Origin of the sequence: Empedobacter sp. UBA3475 (assembly GCF_002378465.1) — a bacterium.
GTDB lineage: Bacteria > Bacteroidota > Bacteroidia > Flavobacteriales > Weeksellaceae > Empedobacter > Empedobacter falsenii_B.
Genome location: NZ_DFRA01000045.1, coordinates 1 through 24,491, shown reverse-complemented (window position 1 = coordinate 24,491; position 24,491 = coordinate 1). Strand labels below are relative to the sequence as shown.

The 24,491-nt window shown below is 30.1% G+C and carries 24 protein-coding genes and 2 pseudogenes; 15 read left to right on the top strand and 11 right to left on the bottom strand.

What is annotated here, in order from left to right; all coding sequences use genetic code 11:
- Positions 1 to 108 precede the first annotated feature (108 nt).
- The 3 genes from B3I31_RS10285 to B3I31_RS10275 are packed head-to-tail and all read left to right on the top strand — an operon-like array spanning position 109 to position 1,927.
- A complete protein-coding gene (locus B3I31_RS10285) occupies positions 109 to 489 on the top strand; it encodes a Fur family transcriptional regulator (RefSeq protein ID WP_291073876.1) in 381 nt (126 codons plus the stop codon).
- Complete coding sequence (locus tag B3I31_RS10280) at positions 477 to 1,223, top strand: class I SAM-dependent methyltransferase (protein WP_349678967.1); 747 nt, start codon at positions 477 to 479, stop codon at positions 1,221 to 1,223. The genes B3I31_RS10285 and B3I31_RS10280 overlap by 13 nt, the downstream gene beginning before the upstream one ends.
- Positions 1,220 to 1,927: a ZIP family metal transporter gene (locus tag B3I31_RS10275; RefSeq protein WP_221855878.1), complete on the top strand. Its 708-nt coding sequence runs from the start codon at positions 1,220 to 1,222 to the stop codon at positions 1,925 to 1,927. The genes B3I31_RS10280 and B3I31_RS10275 overlap by 4 nt, the downstream gene beginning before the upstream one ends.
- Before the next feature lie 45 nt (positions 1,928 to 1,972).
- On the opposite strand, the gene B3I31_RS10270 is transcribed toward B3I31_RS10275, so the two are convergent.
- Positions 1,973 to 2,566 carry a hypothetical protein gene (locus tag B3I31_RS10270; RefSeq protein WP_115000743.1) on the bottom strand — a complete coding sequence of 198 codons (594 nt, stop codon included), beginning with the start codon at positions 2,564 to 2,566 and terminating at the stop codon, positions 1,973 to 1,975.
- A gap of 113 nt (positions 2,567 to 2,679) precedes the next feature.
- Positions 2,680 to 3,378, bottom strand: coding sequence for a pseudouridine synthase (locus tag B3I31_RS10265; protein ID WP_180904559.1), 699 nt, complete (start codon positions 3,376 to 3,378; stop codon positions 2,680 to 2,682).
- 71 nt (positions 3,379 to 3,449) lie between these two features.
- On the opposite strand from B3I31_RS10265, the gene B3I31_RS10260 reads away from it, so the two are divergent.
- Positions 3,450 to 4,184 (top strand): epimerase, encoded by a 735-nt coding sequence (locus B3I31_RS10260; protein ID WP_291073871.1) that lies wholly within the window; start codon positions 3,450 to 3,452, stop codon positions 4,182 to 4,184.
- Between the two features lie 206 nt (positions 4,185 to 4,390).
- Here the strand turns inward: B3I31_RS10260 and lpdA are convergent, their stop codons facing one another.
- The 4 genes from lpdA to pepE all read right to left on the bottom strand — a co-directional run bounded on the left by lpdA (position 4,391) and on the right by pepE (position 7,693).
- Positions 4,391 to 5,791, bottom strand: coding sequence for a dihydrolipoyl dehydrogenase (lpdA, locus tag B3I31_RS10255; protein WP_115000751.1), 1,401 nt, complete (start codon positions 5,789 to 5,791; stop codon positions 4,391 to 4,393).
- Between the two features lie 118 nt (positions 5,792 to 5,909).
- Positions 5,910 to 6,617 (bottom strand): S41 family peptidase, encoded by a 708-nt coding sequence (locus B3I31_RS10250; RefSeq protein ID WP_291059615.1) that lies wholly within the window; start codon positions 6,615 to 6,617, stop codon positions 5,910 to 5,912.
- The gene (locus B3I31_RS10245) at positions 6,607 to 6,897 is read right to left on the bottom strand and encodes a hypothetical protein (RefSeq protein ID WP_291075566.1); all 291 of its coding nucleotides are present in this window, start codon (positions 6,895 to 6,897) and stop codon (positions 6,607 to 6,609) included. Before B3I31_RS10245 ends, B3I31_RS10250 begins: the two co-directional genes overlap by 11 nt.
- Before the next feature lie 73 nt (positions 6,898 to 6,970).
- Complete coding sequence (gene pepE / locus B3I31_RS10240; protein WP_286496298.1) at positions 6,971 to 7,693, bottom strand: dipeptidase PepE; 723 nt, start codon at positions 7,691 to 7,693, stop codon at positions 6,971 to 6,973.
- Between the two features lie 178 nt (positions 7,694 to 7,871).
- On the opposite strand from pepE, the gene B3I31_RS10235 reads away from it, so the two are divergent.
- The 9 genes from B3I31_RS10235 (at position 7,872) to B3I31_RS10195 (ending at position 16,021) form a co-directional block, all read left to right on the top strand.
- Positions 7,872 to 8,747 carry a hypothetical protein gene (locus tag B3I31_RS10235; protein ID WP_286496299.1) on the top strand — a complete coding sequence of 292 codons (876 nt, stop codon included), beginning with the start codon at positions 7,872 to 7,874 and terminating at the stop codon, positions 8,745 to 8,747.
- Positions 8,748 to 8,834: 87 nt separating this feature from the next.
- Positions 8,835 to 9,803 (top strand): fumarylacetoacetate hydrolase family protein, encoded by a 969-nt coding sequence (locus B3I31_RS10230; RefSeq protein ID WP_219035164.1) that lies wholly within the window; start codon positions 8,835 to 8,837, stop codon positions 9,801 to 9,803.
- 9 nt (positions 9,804 to 9,812) lie between these two features.
- The gene (locus B3I31_RS10225) at positions 9,813 to 10,691 is read left to right on the top strand and encodes a flavin reductase family protein (protein WP_286496301.1); all 879 of its coding nucleotides are present in this window, start codon (positions 9,813 to 9,815) and stop codon (positions 10,689 to 10,691) included.
- A gap of 3 nt (positions 10,692 to 10,694) precedes the next feature.
- Positions 10,695 to 11,366: an NAD-dependent epimerase/dehydratase family protein gene (locus B3I31_RS10220; RefSeq protein ID WP_286496302.1), complete on the top strand. Its 672-nt coding sequence runs from the start codon at positions 10,695 to 10,697 to the stop codon at positions 11,364 to 11,366.
- The gene (locus tag B3I31_RS10215) at positions 11,363 to 11,545 is read left to right on the top strand and encodes a YqaE/Pmp3 family membrane protein (protein WP_171622766.1); all 183 of its coding nucleotides are present in this window, start codon (positions 11,363 to 11,365) and stop codon (positions 11,543 to 11,545) included. Before B3I31_RS10220 ends, B3I31_RS10215 begins: the two co-directional genes overlap by 4 nt.
- Complete coding sequence (locus B3I31_RS10210) at positions 11,542 to 12,102, top strand: hypothetical protein (protein ID WP_171622765.1); 561 nt, start codon at positions 11,542 to 11,544, stop codon at positions 12,100 to 12,102. Before B3I31_RS10215 ends, B3I31_RS10210 begins: the two co-directional genes overlap by 4 nt.
- A 296-nt stretch (positions 12,103 to 12,398) precedes the next feature.
- Positions 12,399 to 12,992, top strand: coding sequence for a hypothetical protein (locus tag B3I31_RS10205; protein ID WP_291049288.1), 594 nt, complete (start codon positions 12,399 to 12,401; stop codon positions 12,990 to 12,992).
- Positions 12,993 to 13,114: 122 nt separating this feature from the next.
- A complete protein-coding gene (locus B3I31_RS10200; protein WP_291049286.1) occupies positions 13,115 to 15,385 on the top strand; it encodes a histidine kinase in 2,271 nt (756 codons plus the stop codon).
- Positions 15,386 to 15,388: 3 nt separating this feature from the next.
- Positions 15,389 to 16,021 (top strand): response regulator transcription factor, encoded by a 633-nt coding sequence (locus B3I31_RS10195; RefSeq protein ID WP_125349324.1) that lies wholly within the window; start codon positions 15,389 to 15,391, stop codon positions 16,019 to 16,021.
- Positions 16,022 to 16,434: 413 nt separating this feature from the next.
- On the opposite strand, the gene B3I31_RS10190 is transcribed toward B3I31_RS10195, so the two are convergent.
- A complete protein-coding gene (locus B3I31_RS10190) occupies positions 16,435 to 17,421 on the bottom strand; it encodes a lipoate--protein ligase (protein WP_219035158.1) in 987 nt (328 codons plus the stop codon).
- A gap of 126 nt (positions 17,422 to 17,547) precedes the next feature.
- Positions 17,548 to 19,407 (bottom strand): TonB-dependent receptor plug domain-containing protein, encoded by a 1,860-nt coding sequence (locus B3I31_RS10185; RefSeq protein ID WP_291059821.1) that lies wholly within the window; start codon positions 19,405 to 19,407, stop codon positions 17,548 to 17,550.
- An 86-nt stretch (positions 19,408 to 19,493) separates the two neighbouring features.
- Between B3I31_RS10185 and B3I31_RS10180 the strand changes: the two genes are divergently transcribed.
- The gene (locus B3I31_RS10180) at positions 19,494 to 20,975 is read left to right on the top strand and encodes a PLP-dependent aminotransferase family protein (protein WP_291059824.1); all 1,482 of its coding nucleotides are present in this window, start codon (positions 19,494 to 19,496) and stop codon (positions 20,973 to 20,975) included.
- Positions 20,976 to 21,328: 353 nt separating this feature from the next.
- Here B3I31_RS10180 and B3I31_RS10175 read toward each other — a convergent pair whose 3' ends face one another.
- On the bottom strand, positions 21,329 to 21,784 hold the full coding sequence (locus tag B3I31_RS10175; protein WP_286496307.1) for a DUF4442 domain-containing protein: 456 nt from the start codon (positions 21,782 to 21,784) through the stop codon (positions 21,329 to 21,331).
- A 305-nt stretch (positions 21,785 to 22,089) separates the two neighbouring features.
- Here B3I31_RS10175 and B3I31_RS10170 point away from each other — a divergent pair.
- Positions 22,090 to 22,995 (top strand): annotated as a pseudogene (locus B3I31_RS10170) (DUF6268 family outer membrane beta-barrel protein).
- Positions 22,996 to 23,032: 37 nt separating this feature from the next.
- Here the strand turns inward: B3I31_RS10170 and B3I31_RS10165 are convergent.
- Together B3I31_RS10165 and B3I31_RS10160 are read right to left on the bottom strand one after the other, a co-directional pair.
- Positions 23,033 to 23,790, bottom strand: a pseudogene (locus B3I31_RS10165) (LytR/AlgR family response regulator transcription factor).
- Positions 23,787 to 24,392: a sensor histidine kinase gene (locus B3I31_RS10160; RefSeq protein WP_286496309.1), complete on the bottom strand. Its 606-nt coding sequence runs from the start codon at positions 24,390 to 24,392 to the stop codon at positions 23,787 to 23,789. The pseudogene B3I31_RS10165 and the gene B3I31_RS10160 overlap by 4 nt, the downstream one beginning before the upstream one ends.
- Positions 24,393 to 24,491 lie beyond the last annotated feature (99 nt).

Sequence of the window (24,491 nt, the reverse complement as noted above, 5' to 3'; positions counted from 1 at the left end):
ATAGAAGCTGAAATAAATTTATCTTTACAAAAAAATCCTATTCACTTTCGAATAGGATTTTTTATTTCCCATAAAATTTGTATTATTGCAACATATTTGCATTAAGAAATGAAAAGACGAAATACACCAACCAAACAAGCGGTTATAGATTTGTTCAATTCGTGTACGACTGCATTAAATCAGGAACAAATTGAGACACAATTGCAAGGAAAAATGGACAGAGCAACGATTTATCGTATTCTGAATAATTTTTGCGAAGACGGAATGATGCATAAAGTTGTGGGAGATGACGGCGTAAATTATTTTGCAATGTGCAAGACATGTTGTGAGCATGTAGAGCATCATCACGATCATTTTCATTTTCGTTGCACGACTTGCAATCAACTTATTTGCTTAAAAGAAGAAATAAAAATTAGTTTACCCGAAGGATTTTCGATGCAAGATTGCAATTGCGTCATCACAGGAACTTGCCCAAATTGCCAAAAATAACAACAATGGATTTACAATGGTTTGTAAAATGGTTTAACTCGCCATATTATCATATTTTATACAAGAACAGGAGTCTTACAGAAGCGGAAGATTTTATTCAAAAAATCACGAATTATTTACAACTTCCACAGCACGCAAAAGTATTAGATTTAGCATGTGGAAAGGGGCGACACGCTATTACATTAAATAAATTAGGTTTTGATGTTTTAGGTATCGATTTATCTGAAGAAAGTATCAAGTACGCTAAACAATTTGAAAATGAATATTTAAAATTTGAAAAACATGATATGCGCGAAGTCTATCATCCAAACGAATTTGATGCAGTTTTCAATCTTTTTACAAGTTTTGGTTATTTTGAAAATTATGAAGATAATTTTAAAGTTTTTGAAGCTGTAAAACAACAAATAAAATCGCACGGAATTTTTGTTTTGGATTATCTGAATGCAGAAAAAGTAGTTTCGAAAATGATTCCTTATGAAGAAAAACTGATTGATGGAATTTTATTCAAAATCACAAAATCTGTCCAAAATGGTTTTATCAAAAAAGAAATTGATTTCACAGATAAAGGCGAAATATTTCATTTTGAAGAGTTTGTTCGTTTAATTTATTTCAACGATTTCAAAAAAATATACGAAACAGAAGGTTTTATTTTAGATAAAGTATTTGGAAATTATAATCTTGATGCTTTTGATGAACAAACTTCTGACCGATTAATTCTAGTTTTAAACAAATGAAAGAAAGTTTAATCTTAATTTCAAGTGTGTTAATTGGAGTTTTATTTTCTCGAATATTACTCAAAAATAAACACAATTCAAAACTACTGCTAACCTTTAGTGGAGCATATTTCTTAGCGATGACCGTTTTAGAAATTTTACCGCAAGTCTATGGACATCCATCCGAAAATCATAGCCATCATTCTATTGGATTGTTTGTTTTATTAGGTGTTGTTGTGCAATATATTTTAGAAACGATCAGTAAAGGCGTTGAGCACGGACATATTCATTTGCACAAAAAAGAGCAATTTCCTTTTGGAATTTTTGGCGGATTATTTTTACACTCGATTATCGAAGGAATTCCTGTTGCAAATGCTGAATCTCACAATTTTATGTGGGCAATTTTTGTTCATAATATTCCAGTTTCGATGATTTTGTTTAGCGCATTATGTCAACATACAGAATCGAACGCAAAGCGTTTTTTGTTTATGACTTTGTTTGCATTAGCCGCTCCAATGGGGTATTTCTTAGGAAAACATACCATTATTTCTAATTATTCTTTGGAAATGAGTGCAATTGTTTCGGGAATATTTTTACATATTTCAACCGTGATTTTGTTCGAAAGTAATGAAGGACACAAATTTAATCTGAAAAAATTCGGTTCTATTTTAGTTGGATTTATTCTCGCTTATCTCACGGTTTCTATGCATGTGCATTCTCATTAAAAATATAAAAAAAAGAAGTTCAAATTTGAACTTCTTTTTTGTTTATTATAACATTTTTCGATGATCTAAAACTAAAATTTCTCCATTCGAAACAAATTTCCATTTTTGATCTTTCTTACATTCAGAATTTGGTGTTGCTGATTTAATATCAAATTCAACTTCTTTGTTTTTCATCAAAATTGAAGTATGATAATCGCATTCGCCAAGTTTTACATTGGTTGAAACATTATCATTTGCCAATAAATCCGTTTCTGGGATAGATTTTATTGCTTCATTTATAATATTCAAATCTAATTCATTGTAAATCAAATCAAAATTATCTGTGACTAAATTTGTCGATAATCGAAACGAATTTGCTTCAACATCTGTCCTAATCGCAGTATTTTTGGTATTCAAATCTAATTCTTCGATACGTTTTGGACAATCCAAATAATCTGGAATTTTTTGCGCTTGTTTACTTTGTAAATCTTTCTGAAAAGCTTTAAGTTCAGAAAATAATTGTTTTTTTTCGGGTGAAGCTTCTTTAAATTCTGTTGTTTCTGTTAATTCTTGTTGAGTAAGCTTTTTGATTTCAGGTTTATTTTCTGAACAATTAAATAAAAGAAATAAAGTAAAAAATGAGTAAAAATAATGTTTCATAAGCAAGAGTTTTTGGTCTTACAATTTTACGAAATATTATTCTCAATTTCAATTATTTAACGTCTGAATTTTAAATTTTATATAAATGATAAATTGAAAAACATTAATTAAGATTATTTATATTTTTCTAAATCCAAACCAAGAATATCTCCAACTTTAGAAAATTCTTCATTTATCTTAGCATTCAAAACGAGTTGTTCATTTGTCATTGGATGATTAAATACCAATTGATGCGCGTGAAGCATCATTCCTTTCAATCCAAAATTCTCCAACCACAATTTATTTTGCTTATTACAACCATGCGGACGACTTCCCAAAATTGGATGAAAAATATGACGAAAATGCTTGCGTAATTGATGCATACGACCAGTTTCGGGAATTGCTTCCACCAAACAATAACGTGAAGTCGGATGATTGTTATACTCTAAATCAATTTCGGCAATTTGCAAACGATGAAAATAGGTAATTGCATTTTGCTTTACACCATCATCATTCGTCAAATCATAATCTATCGTCATTTCTTCGGGAGCCCAACCACGCAAAATAGCCAAGTACTTTTTTTCAACTTCGCGTGTTGCAAATCGATCATTCATAATTTTTAAACTTTCTTTATCTAAAGCAAAAAGCAAAACTCCTGACGTTTTACGATCCAAACGATGAATAGGATAAACATGTTGCCCACCGATTTGATTACGTAATTCCTGAACTGCAAAAACAGACGCATCACGCGCATAAAAAGATTTGTGAACCAACAATCCGCTCGGTTTGTTAATGGCAATAATATATTCGTCTTGATAAAGAATTTCTAACATTTGGCAAAAATAGAAAGTTATTTTCGGTTAGAAAATAGAACAGTCTTATATTTATTGTTTAATAAAATTGAATGAAAAAAGGATTAATTATTGGAAAAGGCTGGTTGGGATCGAGATTAGAAAAGTATTTAGAAAAGCAATTTTTGATTGAAACTACGAAACGAATTTCGGATGCAGAAAATTGTTTTTCAATCGATTTTGATAATTATAAATCTGAGAAAATCTCAACGGATTATGACTTTGTTATTGTGACAATTCCATTTGGAAGAAGAAATAATTTAGATGATTTACAACAACAATTTCAGCACTTGATTGAGTTTTTAGGAGATTATAACAATCAACTTATTTTACTTAGTTCAACAGCTATTTATCCTGAAAATAATGAAATTATTTCTGAAAATTCAATTGAAACTATTTATTTAAATAATCCTTTTTATTCAATTGAAAATCAATTAAAAGAAAAATTTAATCAATTGATTATTTTACGCTTAGGCGGATTAATGGGAGACGATAGATTTCTTTCTAAATATATAGATTTAAATAGTCAAAATCTATCTCAAATGGTGAATCATATACATTATCTAGATATTTGCCAAGTGATTGAAAAATTGATTAATTCAAATAAAAATTCATCCATTTATAATGTCGTTACACCAGAACATCCTACCAAAGAAGAAGTGTTAGAATATCAATTAAACAAGAAAATTATTTCCGCTACAAATCGAGAAGGAAAAATAATTTCAAGTCAAAAAATACAAGATGAATTTAATTATGAATTTCTTTACCCAAATCCTATTTATTTTTAAGGAAAACTAATTTCTTCTCTTTCGTTCTTTCGATTTAAATACAAAATAAAATGTTATCACTGATATAACAGTAATTAATATTGTGTCCCAATTTTCTTTGAATAAAGTCGTGATATTTTCCATTCTTGATGTTTATAAAGTTTAAAATTATAAAAAAAGCTGCTCTTACGAACAGCTTTTTAGGAATTTATCTTAAATCTATTTGATTAAGCGTGAATTGGACGATTGTCTGTAGCAGCTAAAGCAGCTTCTTTGATCGCTTCTGAGAATGTTGGGTGAGCATGAGACATTCTTGTTAAATCTTCTGCAGATGCACGGAATTCCATTGCTACAACTCCTTCTGCAATTAAATCAGCAGCACGAGCACCAATAATATGCATTCCTAAGATTTCGTCTGTGTTTTTATCAGCTAAAATTTTAGCAAAACCGTCTGTATCCATAGATGCACGAGCACGTCCTAAAGCTTTGAAAGGGAAAGAACCAACTTTGTACTCTACTCCTTCTTCTTTTAATTGCTCTTCTGTTTTACCAACTCCTGCAACTTCTGGCCAAGTATAAACAACACCAGGAATTAAGTTATAGTTGATATGAGGTTTTTGACCTGCTAATTGCTCAGCAACTAAAACACCTTCTTCTTCTGCTTTATGTGCTAACATTGCACCAGCAACAACGTCACCAATCGCATAAATGTTAGAAACATTAGTTTGTAAGTGATCGTTTGTTTTGATACGACCTCTTTCGTCAACCTCTACTCCTACGTTTTCTAAACCTAAAGATCCTGTGAAAGCACGACGACCAACAGCTACTAAAGCGTAATCTCCGTTAATTTCGATTTCTTCTCCTTTTTTAGAAGTTGCTTTTAATGTAACATCATTTCCGTTATTTACAACAGAAGTTACACCAGTTGAAGTGTGGAATTTCATTCCTTGTTTTTTCAATACTTTTGTCAACTCTTTAGACAAAGCACCATCCATTCCTGGAATAACACGGTCTGCATATTCTACAACAGTTACTTGAGAACCCAAACGTAAGTAAACAGATCCTAACTCTAATCCGATAACACCACCACCGATAACGATTAAGTGTTTTGGAACTTCAGATAAAGCTAATGCTTCTGTAGAAGTGATGATACGAGTTTTATCTGTTGGTGCAAATGGTAATTCAGATGAAACTGATCCAGTTGCAATAATTGTATTTTTAGCTTCAATTTCTTGAGTAGAACCGTCTTTAGCTGTAACTACAATATGAGTTGCATCTTTAAAAGCACCAGTACCTTCTAACACATCAATGTTATTTTTACTCATCAAGTATTTGATACCAGCTACGTTAGTATCTACAACACCTGCTTTTCGAGCAATCATTTGAGTGAAGTTTACTTTTGGAGCATCGATTTCGATTCCGTGCTCTTTAAAGTGATTTACAGCATCGTAATAGTGGTGAGAAGAATCTAATAAAGCTTTTGATGGAATACATCCTACATTAAGACATGTACCTCCTAAACTTTCTTTCTCGATAATTGCTGTTTTAAATCCTAATTGCGCTGCGCGAATAGCTGCAACATATCCTCCAGGTCCAGCACCAATTACGGCTACATCATAAGAACTCATATAGTTTTATTTTGATTTATTATTATAATTAATTTAAACTCTACAAATATAACCAATATCGAATAGATTTTCGTTATAAAATTGTAATGAATTTTGTTAGGAAATTGGGAAAAATAAGCTATTCTTTAATATCTGATTTGATAAAGTTTAAAATTTCATCTTCTGTGCACAATTCATAATCTGGCTCAATTCCATATGGATAAATGTTCTTTTTAGCATCCATCATATATCCAGCTGTTAAATTAAGCATATCGCCATTAGACAATTTTGTATTCGTATTCATAGTAGCTGCTCCCATCGTTTTCTTACCTAGAACTTTCACATTCGAAAGTGATTTTAACGTAATTAATGTAGCTTCGCCCGCACTACTTGTCCTATGATTAATCAAAACATAAATTTTCCTTGGATGAATTGTATTTATTATCGGATAATTAATATATCCTTTTGATAAATTATTAACTCCATTAAAAAAACATCCATCTTTTTTTGACCAAGGAATATCATCATTATTAATTTTAGAATATCCTAATACATTATCTTCAAAAAATGGTAATAAAGATGTTATCATTACCCAATTAGAACCTCCCGTATTATCTCTCAAATCGATAATCCAATAATTAGAATTTGCTTGTTCAGAAATAATTTTCAGATTATTGAAAATATAGTCTTTATCACTTATTGTTTTATTGTACCCATGACGCTTAATCCTAATATACGCAACGTCAGGAATTTTAGTTAACTTATTATTATCTTCTACTTTTAACAAACAAGCGCTATCAACTTTTGCTTTCGGAAAACGACCTGTTAATAACACTTTATCTTTCAACTTTTGCTTTCGGAAAACGACCTGTTAATAACACTTTATCTTTCGTAAGATAATGTGTATGATTATTTCCTAATAAAGTAATTGCCTCTACAATCGCCGAATCTTTCGATATTTTAGTTTTCTCGATTACTTTTTTCTCCAAATTCTCCCAATCAATTTTATCTCTATCGATAAAGCCTTTTTTCATGACAGAAAATAATTCTTCATAATCAGATGGAATCTCTGAAACTGATGATTCACTAACGATCTTTTCTTTACAACCAAATGTAAAAAGGATCAAAAAAATAAAAGAAAATTTATTTATCCTCATTGTTCTCTAAATTCATATTATGAAATTTAAAGATAAATGATTTTTAAATACTATAAACTTTTTCCTCTAAAATACCGGATTCAATTTCAATTGGTTGTTCGCTCTGTCTAAAAATTCGGGCCGATAATTTTCCTTTCAATTCCACTACTCCATTTTCTACACGAAGCCAACTTCCTTCTCTCAATCCAACGACAACTTGATGATTAAACTTGTGAAATTCATTGATACGAGTTTCTCTTGTTTCACCTTTATGTGTAGAATTTGGATCAGGATCCAAATAATGCGGATTAATATTAAAAGGTAAAAATTGTAACGCATCAAAACTTGGCGGATAAACAATCGGCATATCATTTGTTGTACCAATTGTTAAACCTGTCAAATTACTTCCAGCACTTGTACCAATATATGGTGTTCCGTTATGTACAGCACTTCTCAACTCTTCTACCAAACCAATTTCATACAACGTTTTTAGCAATAAAAATGTATTTCCTCCTCCAATAAAAATCGCTTTCGCATGCAAAATTGCTTCTTTTTTATTCTCGAAAGTATGCAAACCTTTTACAGAAACCCCAACCGTTTGCAAAGCATCTTTTACATTTTGCGTATATTCATCGTACGAAATTCCCGAAGGTCGCGCATAAGGAACAAAAATAATTTCATCAGATTGAATAAATTCTTTGATTTCATCTTTTATATATTCTAAAAAACTATAGCCGTGAATAGTACTCGTACTTATCACTAATAGTCTATCATTTGGGTTTATCATGTTATTGAATTTTAACTCAAAAGTAAGTTTAAAATAAGAAAGTAGGTAAAAAATTGACAAAAAATTATACCGAATTAGATTACTTTTGTGCAATTCTAAAAAAATAGAATTTCAAGATTTTTAAATCTGCATGAAAAAAATAGTACGCTTCATAATACCTTTATTCATAGTTGTCATTATGATAATAATTGGAATAGAACAAACACTTCGAAAAATTCCCAACGATTACAAATACAAAGCAGATTATTTAAAAGAAAATGGAAAACAAATAGAAACTTTGATTCTTGGAAGTTCACATACTTTTACAGGGCTCAATCCAAAATTATTTACCAATAAAACTTTTAATGCTGCACATTCTGCTCAATCACTAGATTTAGATTATAAAATTTTTGAACAAAATCGAAAATATTTACCCAATTTAAAAACCATTATTATTCCCATTTCGTATTTTTCGTTTACAAAACAATTGAATAATTTTAATCAAAAGAAATTAAAATATTATTCAATTTATTGGAAAATTGATATAAATAATAACGACTTTAATCTTAATTACGAAATTTTTTCAGAACCTATTGATGTTAATTATAATCGAATAAAAGATTATTGGATTCAGGATAAAAATAATTTAACAATAGATATTAATGGTTATATAAAAAAGCGATACGAACCAAGTTGGAATGATAGTATTTACGCTAAAAAAACGTTTGAAAGACATCGTGCAAATTTAAATTCAAATCAAGTACAACGTATTATAAAAACACATTTTTATGATTTAGAACAAATTATAAAACAAGCAAAATCAAATGATATAAAAATTGTTCTATTGGCTACTCCTACAACCAATTTATATAAAAATTATGTCATAAATACACCTCAATATTTCAACTTAAAAAATAATATTAATCGCTTATCGAAATACGATAATGTCGTTTTCATCGATTATTTTATTAATAATAAAGATTTCAATAAAAAAGATTTCAAAAATTCAGATCATCTAAATGCAAAAGGTGCTGATAAGTTAACGTTGAAAATAGATTCTATTATGAATAAATAAAATAAGTTCTATAAATTTTCTCTTTTTTTCTTCACTTATTTCAACATTAAAATCATCTTCGTATCTTCACCTCTCAAACAACAAATAATGAAATTCGTTACTTTCTTAGACAATCGACAAGAAAAAGTAGGTCTTGTTTTGCAAGACTCTATCTATGATTTGACACAGATTAATCACAACTTACCCTCTACCCTAATTGATATTTTAGCTGATGATGATTTTTCACTTATAATTTGTCAACAGATTACAAACGAAATCAATCGTGGTGAACATAAGAAAGCTCTAGTAAAAGAGCCTCAAATCTTGGCTCCAATACCTCATCCTTCAAGTTTTAGAGATGCGTATGCGTTTCGTCAACATGTAGAAACTTCTCGGTTGAATAGAGGTTTGGATATGATTCCAGAATTTGATCAATTTCCTGTGTTCTATTTCTCTAATCATCAAGCTATTCAAGGTCCAGGAAAAATAATTGCCATGGAAAAACATTTCAATCGAATGGATTTTGAACTTGAAGTCGCTATTGTCATCAAAAAAGAAGGTATCAATATAAAAGCAGAACATGCAGATGAATATATTGGTGGTTTTATGATTTTGAATGATTTAAGTGCACGTGCGTTACAAATGGAAGAAATGAAACTGAATCTTGGTCCTGCAAAAGGAAAAGATTTCGCTTCGATGTTTGGTCCATATTTAGTAACACCAAACGAAATCGAAAAATACAAAGTTGAGCCTAAAGAAGGACATATCGGAAATTGTTATGATTTAGAAATGTCTTGTTCAGTCAATAATATTGAAGTTTCTCATGGAAATTTCAAAGATATGCATTGGACTTTCGCCGAGATTATCGAACGTATTTCGTATGGTGTCAAACTTTATCCTGGTGATATTATAGGGTCTGGAACGGTTGGTACAGGTTGTTTTCTTGAATTGAATGGAACTGGAAAACGTCAGAATCCAGCTTATAAAGAACAATGGTTACAACCAAATGATACTATCGAAATGTCTGTTACAGGATTAGGAAAATTAGTAAATTCTGTTCATCTTTATACCCAATAAACTCAACTTATGCAACATACAAAATCTTTTGAGCCAAATACAAGTCAATTTAATGACATTTTCAAACACGCTATTTCTCCACGTCCTATTTGCTTTGCAAGTACGATAGATAAAGACGGAAATGTAAATTTGAGCCCATTTTCATTCTTCAATATGATGGGACAAAATCCGCCTATTTGTGTATTTTCTCCACTTCGAAAAATGAGAGATGGATCGACAAAGCATACATTAGAAAATGTTTGGGAACACCCTGAATGTGTAATTAATATTGTCAATTATAACATGGTTCAGCAACAATCGTTGGCAAGTGTGGAATATCCAAAAGGTGTAAATGAATTTGTGAAAGCTGGTTTTACAGAATTACCTTCAGAGTTGGTTAAACCTCCTCGTGTAGCCGAATCTCCGATTCAATTTGAATGTAAAGTGCGTGAAGTAATTTCTGTTACAGATCAACCAGGTGCAGCTAATTTGGTGATTGCAGAAATTGTGCGCATGCATGTACAAGAGGATTTACTGGATGAAAATGATAAAGTTTCGCCTTATGATTTGGATTTAGTTGCTCGTATGGGAGGTGATTATTATTGCCGAGTTATTCCAGAATCGATCTTCGAAGTCGAAAAACCTACGCGTACAATTGGTTTGGGAATAGATCAACTTCCTGACGAAGTGAAGCATTCTAATTATTTAACAGGTAATAATTTAGGTCAATTAGGAAATGTAGAAAAATTACCTACAGATGAAATGATTCTTAATTTCAAGGAACAATTGACAGAACGATTAGATATTCAAAAGTTTAAATCTGTTGAGGTTCGTCATCAAGTTGCAGCAAAACTTTTGGAACAAGGTGATGTAAATGGTGCGTGGTATTGGTTGTTAATGAAAATTTAGATGATGGGTAAATCTGCATTGGTTTTAGGAAGCTCAGGTTTAATTGGTTCTCTTCTCTTAGAAAAGTTATTCAATCATCCTGATTATGCTACTATTATCACAATTGTTCGAAAACCTCAACAAATCAATCATCCAAAGTTAATTGAAATCGTCACTGACTTTAATTCAGAAATTAATTTAGATGAAATCCAGCAGATTGATTCTATTTTTTCGTGCTTGGGAACAACTCGAAAAAAGACGCCTGATTTAGATGTTTATCGTAAAATTGAAGTCGATATTCCGAATCAATTTGCAAAGATTGGGAATCAAAAAGGATTAACTAAGTTTCATTATATTTCGGCAGTTGGTGCAAATGCGAACTCGTCTAATTTTTATTTAAAAATGAAAGGCGAAGCCGAAGAAACTTTGCAAAAGAATACTATCAAACAATTATTCTTGTATCGTCCATCTTTGTTAATTGGCAATCGAGAGGAATATCGTTTGGCTGAGAATATAAGTTCAAAAGTTTTTCCTTTGATCAATTTCTTTTTACGCGGAAAATTATCTAAATATAAATCAATTGAAGCTGGAAAAGTTGCTCAATCACTTATTGAAAATGATTTGCATTCAACATCAAATAAAGTTTCAATTTTACATTACAACGAAATAATTAATTCGATAAATACAACACAATGATCATACTAGCCGTACTCCTACCTTGGTTATCATTCATTTTAAGAGGAAAAATAATACAAGGCGTTATTTGCTTAATCTTACAAATCACCTTAATTGGATGGTTGCCCGCAGCAATTTGGGCTGTTGCGTCACTTTTGGACGGAAGAAACAAAGCAAGGATAAAAGAATTGAATAGATGATAAATCAATATAAAATAGCAAAAGATAACATTAACTTGTACGTCACTTTAGAAATTAATCCTTCTAAAAGGAGAAAATTCTTTTTGTTCTTTTGCATTTTATTGATGATTTCAATTCCGATTAGTTTAATCACAATAATTGATTCGGAGCCGCAAAATTTCTTTGTTCCAATTTCTATAATCAGCTTCCTTATTTTCTATTTTATTATTCGATATTTTCTGTGGAATATTTATGGAAAAGAGAATATTATTATCAATAATAAGACAATTAGTTATAATCGAGATTTTGGTTTATATCAAACAAAATATTCTTCTATTAAGTATTCAAAATTAGATTTTGCAATTCAGAAAATTAAAAATGAAAATGATTTAGATGTTGGAGATTTAGTTTTCATTGATTATTTAGAAGATTCTCAATTACCAGAAGTTATTTTTCAGACTTCGATATTAATACCAATTAAAGATTTAAAGAAAATTCAACAAGAAATTGAATTGCATTTGTTTGATATTGACAAAGATAAATTAGCAAGGAATTATATTGTTTTCTCGCAAAATTGAAATAATTTTTAATAAAAAAGACAACTAATTAAGCTGTCTTTTTGCGTTATTTATGTTCATAATAATTTAAGATTTTATCTTCTTTCCCATCATTATTTTTATCACGATATTCTATCAACACCAGCGTATTTTCATCTACTTTTTGATATTTGTACACAGTTGTTATTCTTGTACCATTAGTTAAAATAAATTCGTTATTTCTTTTATTTACGATTTAATCTAGTAAATTCAATAATTATAGTGAGTTTTTTGAAGAATTTTCGAAATAATTTAGCACTATCAGAATAGAAAAGTAGATGAAAAAAATAATGGTTCTAATGGTTTGTAGTCTTTTGCCTTCTTTTGGAAATGCACAAGAATATACAACTAATAATATTATAATAAAACAAGGAAATAAAACATTTAATATTAATCAAGCTGATCAAACAATTACGCTTCGTCCTGAAGAATTTAGTATTGAATATCTAAATAAACCTTATCAAGAAAAGAAAAATCTGTTTTACGCTGCACAAGCATTAGTGACTGATAGTTCGGCTGATGTTAATTTTCAAGAAGGAATAAAAATAGAAAGCATACCATATTTTGAACCTAGTAGTGGTTTTGCTGCAGAGAAAAACCAAGTCATATATTATCCGTTTTTATCGTATGATGGACATCAATATTTATATTATGTTTCAAATAATGAAAAACGTGTGGATAAAATTGGAACGTCTGGAAATTGGGATATTTACAAATGGACATTAAAAGGTGTTTATCAATATGACGCTGAAATGGATTGGAATATTTACGACAACGATCAAGTACATATTGCTTTAATTATTGATCGAAATTTAGACGGAATTCTTCAAAAGGGTGAATTTTTCGACGTTCATATTAATTTTAAGAAATAACAATAATCTATATCCTAACCTACCTCAACTTATGTACAAACTAAAACATTCTTCGGATTGTTTTAGTTTCTTTGATTCTACAAAAGACATTATATTAGCTCAAATAAACTCAACATCTCAATATGTTAAAAAGTAATAGTGCTTTAAAAAATCTTTTATTTCAACTTATAGTCGTCATTTTATGCGCTATTAGTGGAATTGCTAATGCACAAGAAGTACTGATTAATTTTGAGAATCAATATAATAAAACAGCTCCTAATTCTATTGAACGATACGAAATAACAGGAAAATATGCGCAAGCTTTATTATTTAATAATCAAAAAGAAAAAGCTTTCGCTGTTTTGAAACAAAATATTTCTAGCGCCGAAAAACTGAGTGATGGAAAATATGCTGCATATTTACATGCTGTTTCTGCAATGAATAATCGTATTGATGATAATTTGAATGCAACAAATTATAATTTGCAAAAAGCAATTTATTACAGCGGACGCACAACTGATTATTCAACAAAAGGATATGTTAAATATTGCGAAGGATGGTTGAATTTAAGAAACAATGAAGACTCTAAGGCTGTAAAAAACTTTATTGATGGTCTTAAATTTCTAGATAAAGCTACTGTTACGCCAACTGTTCTTACACGAATGAGTTCTATTTATAACGAATTGACTGGAATTTATTCGAGATGGGATGATTATGAATTACAAGAAAAGTACAGCAAACTTGCTCTAGAAGTAGCACTTAAACAAAATAATCCTAATTTAATTTTTGCTTCTTATATGTCGATTGGATACATGTACGAGCAAAAATTTATGCAAAATGAGAAAAATATTTTTGTACGAGATTTAGCTGAAAAATATTATACTAACGCTATAAATACGTATTATAAAAACAAAAGTGAAATGGCTACAGCGACAGACTTGTCGTTTGTAGCTATTAATCTAGCCAATTTATATCTTCAGTTTTATCCCAAAAACTATCAAGTAAAAGTTATCAAATATGCGTATTTAGCCAAAGAAATTGCTGAACAAAATCATCAATCCGATCACGTTGCTGCTGCTAATGGTATTTTAGCAGAATTATCTTTACAAAATAACGAAGTTTCTACTGCAAAAAATTATTTACTTAATTCGCTTATAAAAGTCAACGAGAATACAATTCCAGACAAGAATATTCTGCTTTCTCTGTATTTGAGTTTATCTGATATTGAAGATCGTGAAGGAAATTACAAAGAAACCTTGCGTTATTATAAATTGTACACTTCCACTTACAAAGAAATTTATGATAACGAGCAAGCGCAAATCAGTAAACGTTTGGAAGCTCAGTTTGATAAAGAACGTCAGCAACAACAAATGATTCGTTTGCAATTAGAAGCTGAGAAAAAAGAACAACAAATTCAACTAATGCATTCATTAGGAATTCAACAAGAACAAGAATTAGAAAATTCTAGATTAAGTGAAGAATTTCAACGTAAACAATTAAAATTAACTCGATTAGAATCCGATAAACGTTCACAAGAATTAACGATTTCTGAACAAAATTTAAGGCTTTCTAAACTAGAAAATAAAAATAGAAAGGATGAATTGGTTAATTATATCACCGAACTTAATTTCAAAAATAAATTAAACAAATATTACATCTTTTCGATTATCTTTTTCATCGCCTTACTTGCTCTTTTGCTTTATGCCTTAAAACAACGCAACAAACATCTAAAACAACGTGAAGAATTGTATAAATTGGAAATTGAACAAGAACGTCAAAATTCTAAAATATCTACTTTAACAGCACTTCTTGATGGTCAAGAGCAAGAACGTGCTCGTCTTGCACGTGATTTACATGACGGTTTAGGTGGCTTACTTTCTGGAACAAAAATTCAATTAACGCATCTCAACGATAAAATTGACAATCATTCTAAAAAGGATATGGCAAAATCCATTCATCAATTAGATGGAGCAGTTGATGAATTGCGTCGTGTAGCACATAATTTAATGCCAGATTTGTTGTTGAAATATGGTTTGGAAGAAGCCTTAAAAGAATATGCAATCCGAATGTCAAATGAACAATTGGATATTGATGTTCAATTTTTGAGCTATACTAATTCTCTTGACAAAGAAAATCAATTATTGGTCTATCGTATCATTCAAGAATTAGTAAATAATGCCATTAAACATGCAAATGCAGCACAAATTATCATCCAATTTGTAGAAGATGAGACAAACTATTCTGTAACCGTTGAAGATGATGGGAAAGGCTTTGACATGAATAATACAAAACTAACGAAATCAGCAGGTTTACATAATATTCAATCACGCATTCAATTTTTAAAAGGACAATTAAATATACATTCAGAAATCGATTTAGGAACAAGTATAGAGTTCCAATTTCCTAAAATATAACTTATGATAAAAATAGCAATCACAGACGATCATCCTTTATTATTAGAAGGTTTGCGAAATATTTTGAGTAATCAACAAAACTTACAAGTGGTCGATTGTTATGCTTCGGCTCAACAATTACAAGAAGCCTTAAAAACAACAGAAATTGATATTCTTTTGTTAGACATCAATTTATCGGATACTAATAGTATTGAATTGATTAAACCTTTCAAGAAAAAATATCCTGATATGCACATTATTATGTTGAGCGTACACAATGAATACGCTGTAATTAATAGTTGTTTGGAAGAAGGTGCTTCGGGTTATATTCAGAAAAATGCTTCTGTTGACGAAATATTAGAAGGAATTAATTCTATTTTTGATGGAAAGAAATTTCTTTGTTCACAAACCAAAAATGTGATGAGTAAAAAGGAAAAAGATGGTTTGAATACGATTCCGAAATTGACGCGTCGCGAAAAAGAGGTTTTAATTGAAGCTGCACAAGGATTAACAACACAACAAATTGCAGATAAGTTATTTATTAGTACACATACGGTAGATAGTCATCGAAAAAATTTGATCGAAAAATTTAAAACATCAAATTTAAGTTCAGCAATCACATCAGCAATAGAATATGGATTGATTTCAAAACCTTAAAAAATACCTATAAATAGGGATATTTTAATTCTAAAATTTTTATCAATTTTGAAAAAGAAATAACAATCTATATTTCAACCACTAAACAACCCAAAATAAGATTACTAACCAATTCTTATTACCTTAACTACATCTATTGAAAAATCGCTTAGTTCTCTACTTAAGCGATTTTTTTTATATTACTAATTAACTAAAAGTCGTGAGCTCTTCCGTCTTTATTTTTGCAAAAAACTGAGAAATAGGAAGGTTAAAATTAGATCAAGTAAGTTTTCAAAACGATTTTTCATCTAAAATGTAAAAAAACAAGTATCCAGAAAGGATTCAACAATTTCTTAAGAAGAAACAGAATTTTTTATCTAGAAGTAAAATTGAAATCAAAAAACCAAACTTTCATAAAAATTTGGCTTATAATTTTATCGAAATAATTCTAAAATTTCGTCTACTGTAACCTTTCCAAAATAATCTGTTACATCAATAGAATTCAGAACTTTTGTAATTTCTTCTTCGTTATGTTTAACACCAATTAGTTTATTTTCTAAACCTTCAATCGGTTCTGAAGCGAAGAAATCACCAAATATTTTAGCTTTTTCAATTATTCCGCCTCGCTCTACATCCAAGTGAACTTCAATAAAACCTGCTGGAATTTTCTTTGCATTTTTGAAATTATATTTTGGTGAAAAACCAAAATTCCAATCCCATGTTTGGTATTTTTCTTCAATCAATTTCGCAATACCATTCAAATCTTCGATTGTTAAATGATAAATTGTCGCTCCTTCATTTGTTTCTAACATTTCATCAATCAACAAAGCTTTCAACTCGTCCGTCGTCATTTCATTTGGAAAATATTCGATCAAATTAATCACACGTGCACGATTAGATTTGATGGCTTTATCCACATATTTTAATGGATTAATTTTTAATGCATCGCCTAAAACTGACATGTCCGAATTAAAAAGTATCGTTCCGTGTTGAATCATTTTTCCATTACGAGCCAATTTTGCATTTCCACTAAACTTTTTACCATCAACTAACAAATCGTTTCTTCCTTCCAATTTTGCAGGAACATTCAAACTATTTAATAATTTGATGATAGGCTCGGTAAATGTTGAAAAATCCATAAAATCATTCTGTCCTAATAATGTGTGAAAAGAAAAATTTAGGTTCCCTAAATCATGATAAACAGCTCCACCACCCGACATGCGACGAACAACTTTGATATTATTCTCAGTCACATAATCCAAGTTAATTTCTGCCAATGTATTCTGAAATTTTCCGACAATTATTGACGGAGCATTGATATACAGCAAAAAAATATCTTCTGTTGGATAGTGGTACAATAAATATTCTTCTAAAGCTATATTGAAATACGCATCATGAGATGGCGAATCGATGATAATCATACAATTTATTTTTGCAAAGTTAGGAAGAAATTTATGGAATGAAAAAGAGACAACTTTCCTAAAAAAGTTGTCTCATCGCATTTATAATATAAACTATTAAAGAGAATATTAAATGTTTGTCATCATCTAAATCCCTGTAAATTTAATTCCTAAACTCATCCAAGTTGTTGGCAACGGAATGGCTCCAGCTTCGTTATACGTAGTATTAAAAATGTTTTGTGCATCAAAATAAATACTCAAATTATTTTTGAATGAATGATTAATTCTTGCATCAGTAATCCAATAAGATTTATATGATTGACGTGTATTATAACGATTCGCTAAACTTAAAGTAGTTCTTCCGATTGCATAATCTATTGTATTGATTAACTGATGTTTTAAACTTTCTATTTTATATTTAGAATTGTATTGATCATCAACATTTTTAAACTCAGGATCAAGATAAGAATAGCTCAAAGAAAATTTCAAACTCTGGTTCGCAGAAAGGTTTGCTAAATATGAAACCTTCGTATTAAATCCATGTGTTCTCAAATCTCCAAAATTTTGCGCTTGCCAAGGTTCATTAGATGTTAAACGTACCCAATCGATAAAATCTGTGATCGAACGATAAAAATAATAGGCATTAAACGTCCAATTTCTTTTGTTGTATTTGAAACCAATTTCTGTTTGAAATGCCTTTTCAGATTCAACATTTGCATTCCCAATATTTCCTGGTCGCTGATCCAAATATAAATCTGTAAACGAAGGAATTCGCTGACTTGTACCTGCATTTACCATTAATTTCAAGTTCGAATTTACCGCATAACTCGCATCAATTCCTGGAAATGCTTGCCAACCATATTGCGAATTATAATTAACATATGTTCCGACATTTACATTCAATTTTGGTGTAATATCCGTTTTATATTCCGCATAAAATCCAACATTATCGCGTGTATGATTTTTGATACTAGTTGATGAAATTTGCTCATTTCGGTATTCAACTCCTACTCCAATTTGACCTTTATTCAATTGATACGTCGAATTTACTTCTCCCGAAATAGAATTTGAATAATGCAAAGAACGTGCTTTACTCAAATCATTTTTATAATAGCGATAATCATCAAAATTGTAACGATAACTCACTCGTGGTGCTAATGAAATTCGATCCGATAATTTATGTTTTGATTGAATATTAACTAACGTTGTTTCTACCAATTCTTTCGAATTTTTATCACCAGGTGAAGCATAAAAACCATTTGATCCGAAACCATTTTTCACATAACCATACGAAGCAACTAAACTATTTGCATCATCAAACTGAAAGTTTCCTTGATAATACAATTTATTGTTTTCGTATGCTGTATTGTATCGGTATCCATTTCCCCAATCGTGACTCACATACAACTGATGTTGATGCGTTTCTTTTGCCAAATTCGCGCCAAGTTGCACACCTCTACTTGTATAGGTATCGTCCGTATCTTCACTATCTTTCTTAAAATTTGTTCCAAAATAAGTATTCGCATAAACTCCTGTTTTCTTTGGTTGACGCGTGACAATATTTATCACACCTGTCAAACTATTATTTCCATAAACACGAGCAGCCGGACCACGTACCACTTCAATTCTGTCAATCGCCTCTAGTGGAATGGGAAGATTTAGCGCATTATGAGCTGTTTGATGATCCATAATTTTTGCACCATTCAACAAAATCAATGTTTGCTCAAAACTTCCACCATCCATCGAGATATCAGCTTGCGTTCCGAATGGACCACGTTGACGCAAATCTATTCCAGATGCATACTGCAACACATCTTGTAAAGAACGTGCAGGTAATTTGTTAATTTCTGATTTACTTAATACATAAATGTTTCTATTTTCTTTAGAAAGTGGCGTATTCAGACGGTTATCTAAAATAGAAACTTCACCTATCGCAATGGTATCATTCACATTTTGTGCAAAAATACTTTGTGCAGCTAAACACAATACCATAGTAATCTTCTTCATTTTTACTAATTATTTAATTAATTGAGTTAAATCTGACGCAAAAGTAGTACCTTTCCGATCTGCCATAATATACCAGTTTACAGATAATGAATAGTCCGGCTGAAATACCATACAAAAGTTTTATCGAAATCGAACGTAAATCGGATACACCAATTTACCTTCAATTAGCGAATCAGTTGGCTAAAGCAATACAATTAGGTTATATTCCAAGCGGCACAAAATTACTTGGAACGAGGCAGTTAAGTGATATTTTAACGCTTCATCGCAATACGATTGTCAATAGCTTTCAGGAACTTGAAGCCCAAGGTTGGATAGAAATCGTTCCAAATAGAGGAAGTTATGTACTGAGTCAATCTTCTCAAAAGTTTCAGAAAACGATTGTTCCAAAACAGTTTTCAATCAATTTGTATCCTGATAAAACGGGTTTTCAATTTGAACAATCGATACTTTTGGATAATCCGTACGAAAATTTTAATCAACGACTATATTTAACAGATGGAACAATCGATCATCGGTTAGCAGAATTAAAACTTCCTGCTAAATTATATTCAGCTATTTTAAAACGAAAAACTTCAATTTCAAAAGTAAATCAGTCCAAAAATGATTATTTTTTAAAGAATTTAGCGAATTATCTCAATTTAACACGAGGTTTACATATTTCGAAAGAAAATATTTTGGTAACGAGAAGTTCAGAAATTTCACTTTTTTTGATCGCAGAAATTCTATTAAAACAAAATGATTTTGTCGCTGTCGCAAATTTAAGTTACTATAAAAGTAACATGATTTTTCAGACACAATTTGCTAAAATCAAACAAGTAAAAACGGATCAATTTGGAATTGACACCGACGATTTAAGAAGATTATGCGAGCAATTTCCGATACGAATTGTTTACGTTACACCGCATCACCATTATCCTACAACGGTTACATTAAGTTCGCAAAGAAGAGTTGAATTACTACAACTTTCGCAGGAATTTGGTTTTGCAATTGTGGAAGATGATTACGATTTTGATTTCCATTACAGCAATCATCCAATTTTACCTTTGGCAAGTTCGGATCAAAATGGAATGGTTCTTTATACTGGAAAATTTGGTCATTATCTTGCACCAGGTTACCGAATTGGATTTATTGTAGCACCGAAAAATCTAATTCTTGAAGCGAAGAAACACTTATCAATTCTTGATCAACAGGTTGATCCATTTATCGAACAAGTTTTAGGTGAAATGATTAGCGAAGGTGAAATAAATCGAATCCTAAAAAAACATCGTAAAACCTATCGAGAACGACGCGATTATTTTTGTCAGAAATTGAAAACGGAATTAAATGATTTTATCAGTTTTACTAGTCCAAATGGAGGTTTAGCTGTTTGGATTAATTTTAATCAACCTATAAATTTAATGGAATTAAAACGAAATTGTTTAAAAAATGAATTGTTTATTCCACAAACAATTTTATATCAAACCCAACATCAAACTGGAATTCGCCTTGGATTTGCGCATCTAAATTTTGAAGAAATAGATGAAGTAATTTCAATTTTGAAACAAGAAATCACAAAAAAAGCTGAATAAATTTCAGCCTTTATATTTTTATGTAGGATTAATTACAATTAATCTAAAATCAATGTAATAATTAATTCCTATAAAATAAATCAACGCTAAAAAAGCATAAATTATAAATTGTTTTGATAGTCTGATTTTGAATTTTTTTAGCATAATTCCAACCAAAAAATTAAGTATAATCAACTGTAAAACAACTAAAAATGAATACTGAATTATAAAATACATAACACTAGAAAAATTTACAATACGAATTGAACCATAACTTTTGTAGGATTCGTGAAGAAATAATACTAAACAACTTACAAAAGAAACAATAAAACTAAATAGTACAGAAATTAAAAATGTTTTAAGTATTGGTTTCATTATTTTTTATCTCTCAACTTGAATGTCCACGTAAACTGAAACTCTGAAACAATATCTCCTTCCTCGTCTACGCCTCTACTTGTCACATTTAGCGATACACCTTTCTTCGTTTCGATCGCTTCTTTTATAGCTGCGTCTATTTTTTCTCCATCTTCGCAAGTAAACACAATTTTACCAATAGCTTTTTTCAAATACTTCGATTGCATTCCCAAAACCAACATCGATATATCTTCACCTGATTTAGAAATCTTAGCATTTGCCATCAAACCAGAAGAAAATTCTGCTGCCATTCCTTGCACCGCCCAAAACATACTTTTGAACGGATTTTGATTAAGGAATCCATATTTTACTCGTATCGAAACTTTATTTTCTTCCCACGATTCCAAACGAACTCCAGCAATCCACGCAATCGGAATTTGAGTTGTCAGTATATTTTTAAAAAATTCTTTGTTCATATTCTCATTATATCAAAAAGGGTTAATATAATAAAAGTAAATGTTTTATTTGATTTTCTTCAATTATTGAAGAAATTAATTCTAAAGTTATTTATTCATTACGCCTTATTCTACTAGGAGGAGAAGATGCAATTCATCGATATTTAGAGCGCAAAAAAGTAATCAAAAAACTCTTGTCTTTCATTCTCGACTTTAGATTATAAATAATGATATCGTTCTTCTATCACCGTATATCAATCAGGAATAGTAATTCGTCAATTAATTTATTTTTTTACTATTAAAACTCCTCTCTTTGGCAAAAAAAGATGAAAAAAAACATTTTAATTTCCGCGTTTAGTTTATTGACTACTTTCTTGAATGCACAAAATAAAATTAGAGGTAAATTAAAAATGGAATATGTTCCATTTTCCAATTATATACGTCCAATAGATAGTTTAAAAACAGATTCTAAAAGCGATTTCAAAAAAGCAGAAGTGAGTTTGAAAATTCCTTTATATACGAAAGAATTGAAAGATGGAAAATATAGCAACTGGTCTTTGCTATTTAGTACTGCATATGCAAGAATGAACAATAAAAATTATGAAGAACAATTATTTCCTTCAGAAATGTTGAATAGTCAAATTGGTTTACAATACTTTTCACCTATTAGTTCTTCATGGTCTATTTTGACAATGGCTTCAGTAGGTATTTACACTGATATGGAAAATATATCTACCGATGATATTTTGGGTCAAGGAGGTGTTTTATTTATTAAACATTTTAATCCAAAATTAGCTTTAGGGTTAGGACCTGTATTATCGAATAACTTTGGAGTTCCTATGGTAATGCCAGGAATTTATTTTGATTGAAAAACTGGAGGTGACAAATTCAATGTGAATATTAATTTTCCAGAAGGTGTAGAAGCAGGTTACCAAATGACAACAAACTTTGCTTTGAAAAGCGTGGTAAATCTTAGTGGAATGGTTGCTGAAAGATCCAAAGAAGGCAAATCATTATTAGTAGGTTATCAGCAAGTTGTTGCTGGTTTACGTCCTGAAATAAAATTGAGTAATTCGCTAAAACTCCAATTAACAGGAGGAACGACTTTGGTACGATCTTTTTCTGAAAATGAAAGAAACTTAAAGAGTCTTTTTAGAAAGAAGGAAATTGCAGATCCTCGTTTTTCGACAACCTTTTATTCTGCGCTGAGTTTACGTTGGAACTTACCTTAATCACATAAAACAGCCTCAAAATTTATTGAGGCTGTTTTTATTTACTAATTAATTTTTTATAAACAACTTGATTAAGTAACTCATCCTTTTTATTCCTAGAAATAGGAAGTTCATGTTTGCCAATATAAATTCGACCTCCAGAAATTATCTCTATATGTGTAACATTCACTAAGAAAGATTTATGTATTCGAAAAAAATGATTCATTGGTAAAGATTCTTCTAATACTTTCATGGTTTGGTGAATTAGAATAGATTTATCTTTGAAATGTAGTTTTACATAATTTTGCATACTTTCTACATACAGAATATCTACCCAAGAAATTTTGGTAAAAGTATCTCCTTGTCGTACATATAGAAAGGGATCATTGAGAATAGTTCCATGCTTTATTTTTTCGTTAAGTAAAAATATTTGATAAGCTTTATTAACAGCTTGATAGAATCGGTTGAATGCAATTGGTTGAATGCAATTGGTTTTAGTAAATAATCAACTACTTGCAATCGAAATCCTTCAAGAGCATATTCGGAATAAGCGGTAGTGAAAATACAAAGTGGTGGATTTTCGATTTGTTCCAAAAATTCGAGACCAGAAAGATAAGGCATATTAATATCCAAAAAAATTAGATCAATTGTGCTTTCTGTAACATATGTAGTTGCTTCTAGAGCTGTTGAACAAGTTTGTATAATTTCTATAAAATCAATTTGTTCCGCCATATCTTTGATATGCTGACGAGCCAAAGGTTCATCATCAACAATCAAGCATTTCATTTTTCTTGAAATTAGATGTGTTGTAGTCATGTTGAAGATAAATTAATAGTTAAATAGACTTTATATAATTGTCCATTTTCAGTAATATTTAATTGATAAGCTTCAGGATAAATTAAATTTAGTCGCTTTTTTACATTTTGTAATCCAATTCCACCTACACTTTTAGATTGAATAGGAATTTTAGCATACGTATTTTCGATACTCAAATGAATTTGATTGTTATTTTCGTTAAAGTTTATTTTGATAAATCCTTTATAATCGGGAACTCTACTTACATGTTTAAATGCATTTTCTATAAAAGGCACCAATAACAAAGGAGCAATCATCGCTTTTTTATTCATTATGGTGAATGAAGTGGAAACATCAATTTCATTGCCCCAGCGTAATTTTTCTACATCAATCAAATCCTTTAAATACTGAATTTCATTCTCTAACACGACTTCGTTTTTGTTGCATTCATAAAGTTGATAACGTAAAATATCCGAGAATTTAAGTAGTAAGAATGAAGCTAGTTCGGTATCCTTTTTCAATAAAATATGAATATGATTCAATATGTTAAACATCACATGAGGATTAACATGATCTTGTAATAATTTGAGTTGATTTTCTAAATGATCTTGTTGAAGTAAAATATGATCACGCTCAATTTTTCCATGTTCTTGATAAAAACGAATTCCACAAGCAGTACCAATTATTAATAAAGATGCAGGTGTCGTACTTCATGACTTCGT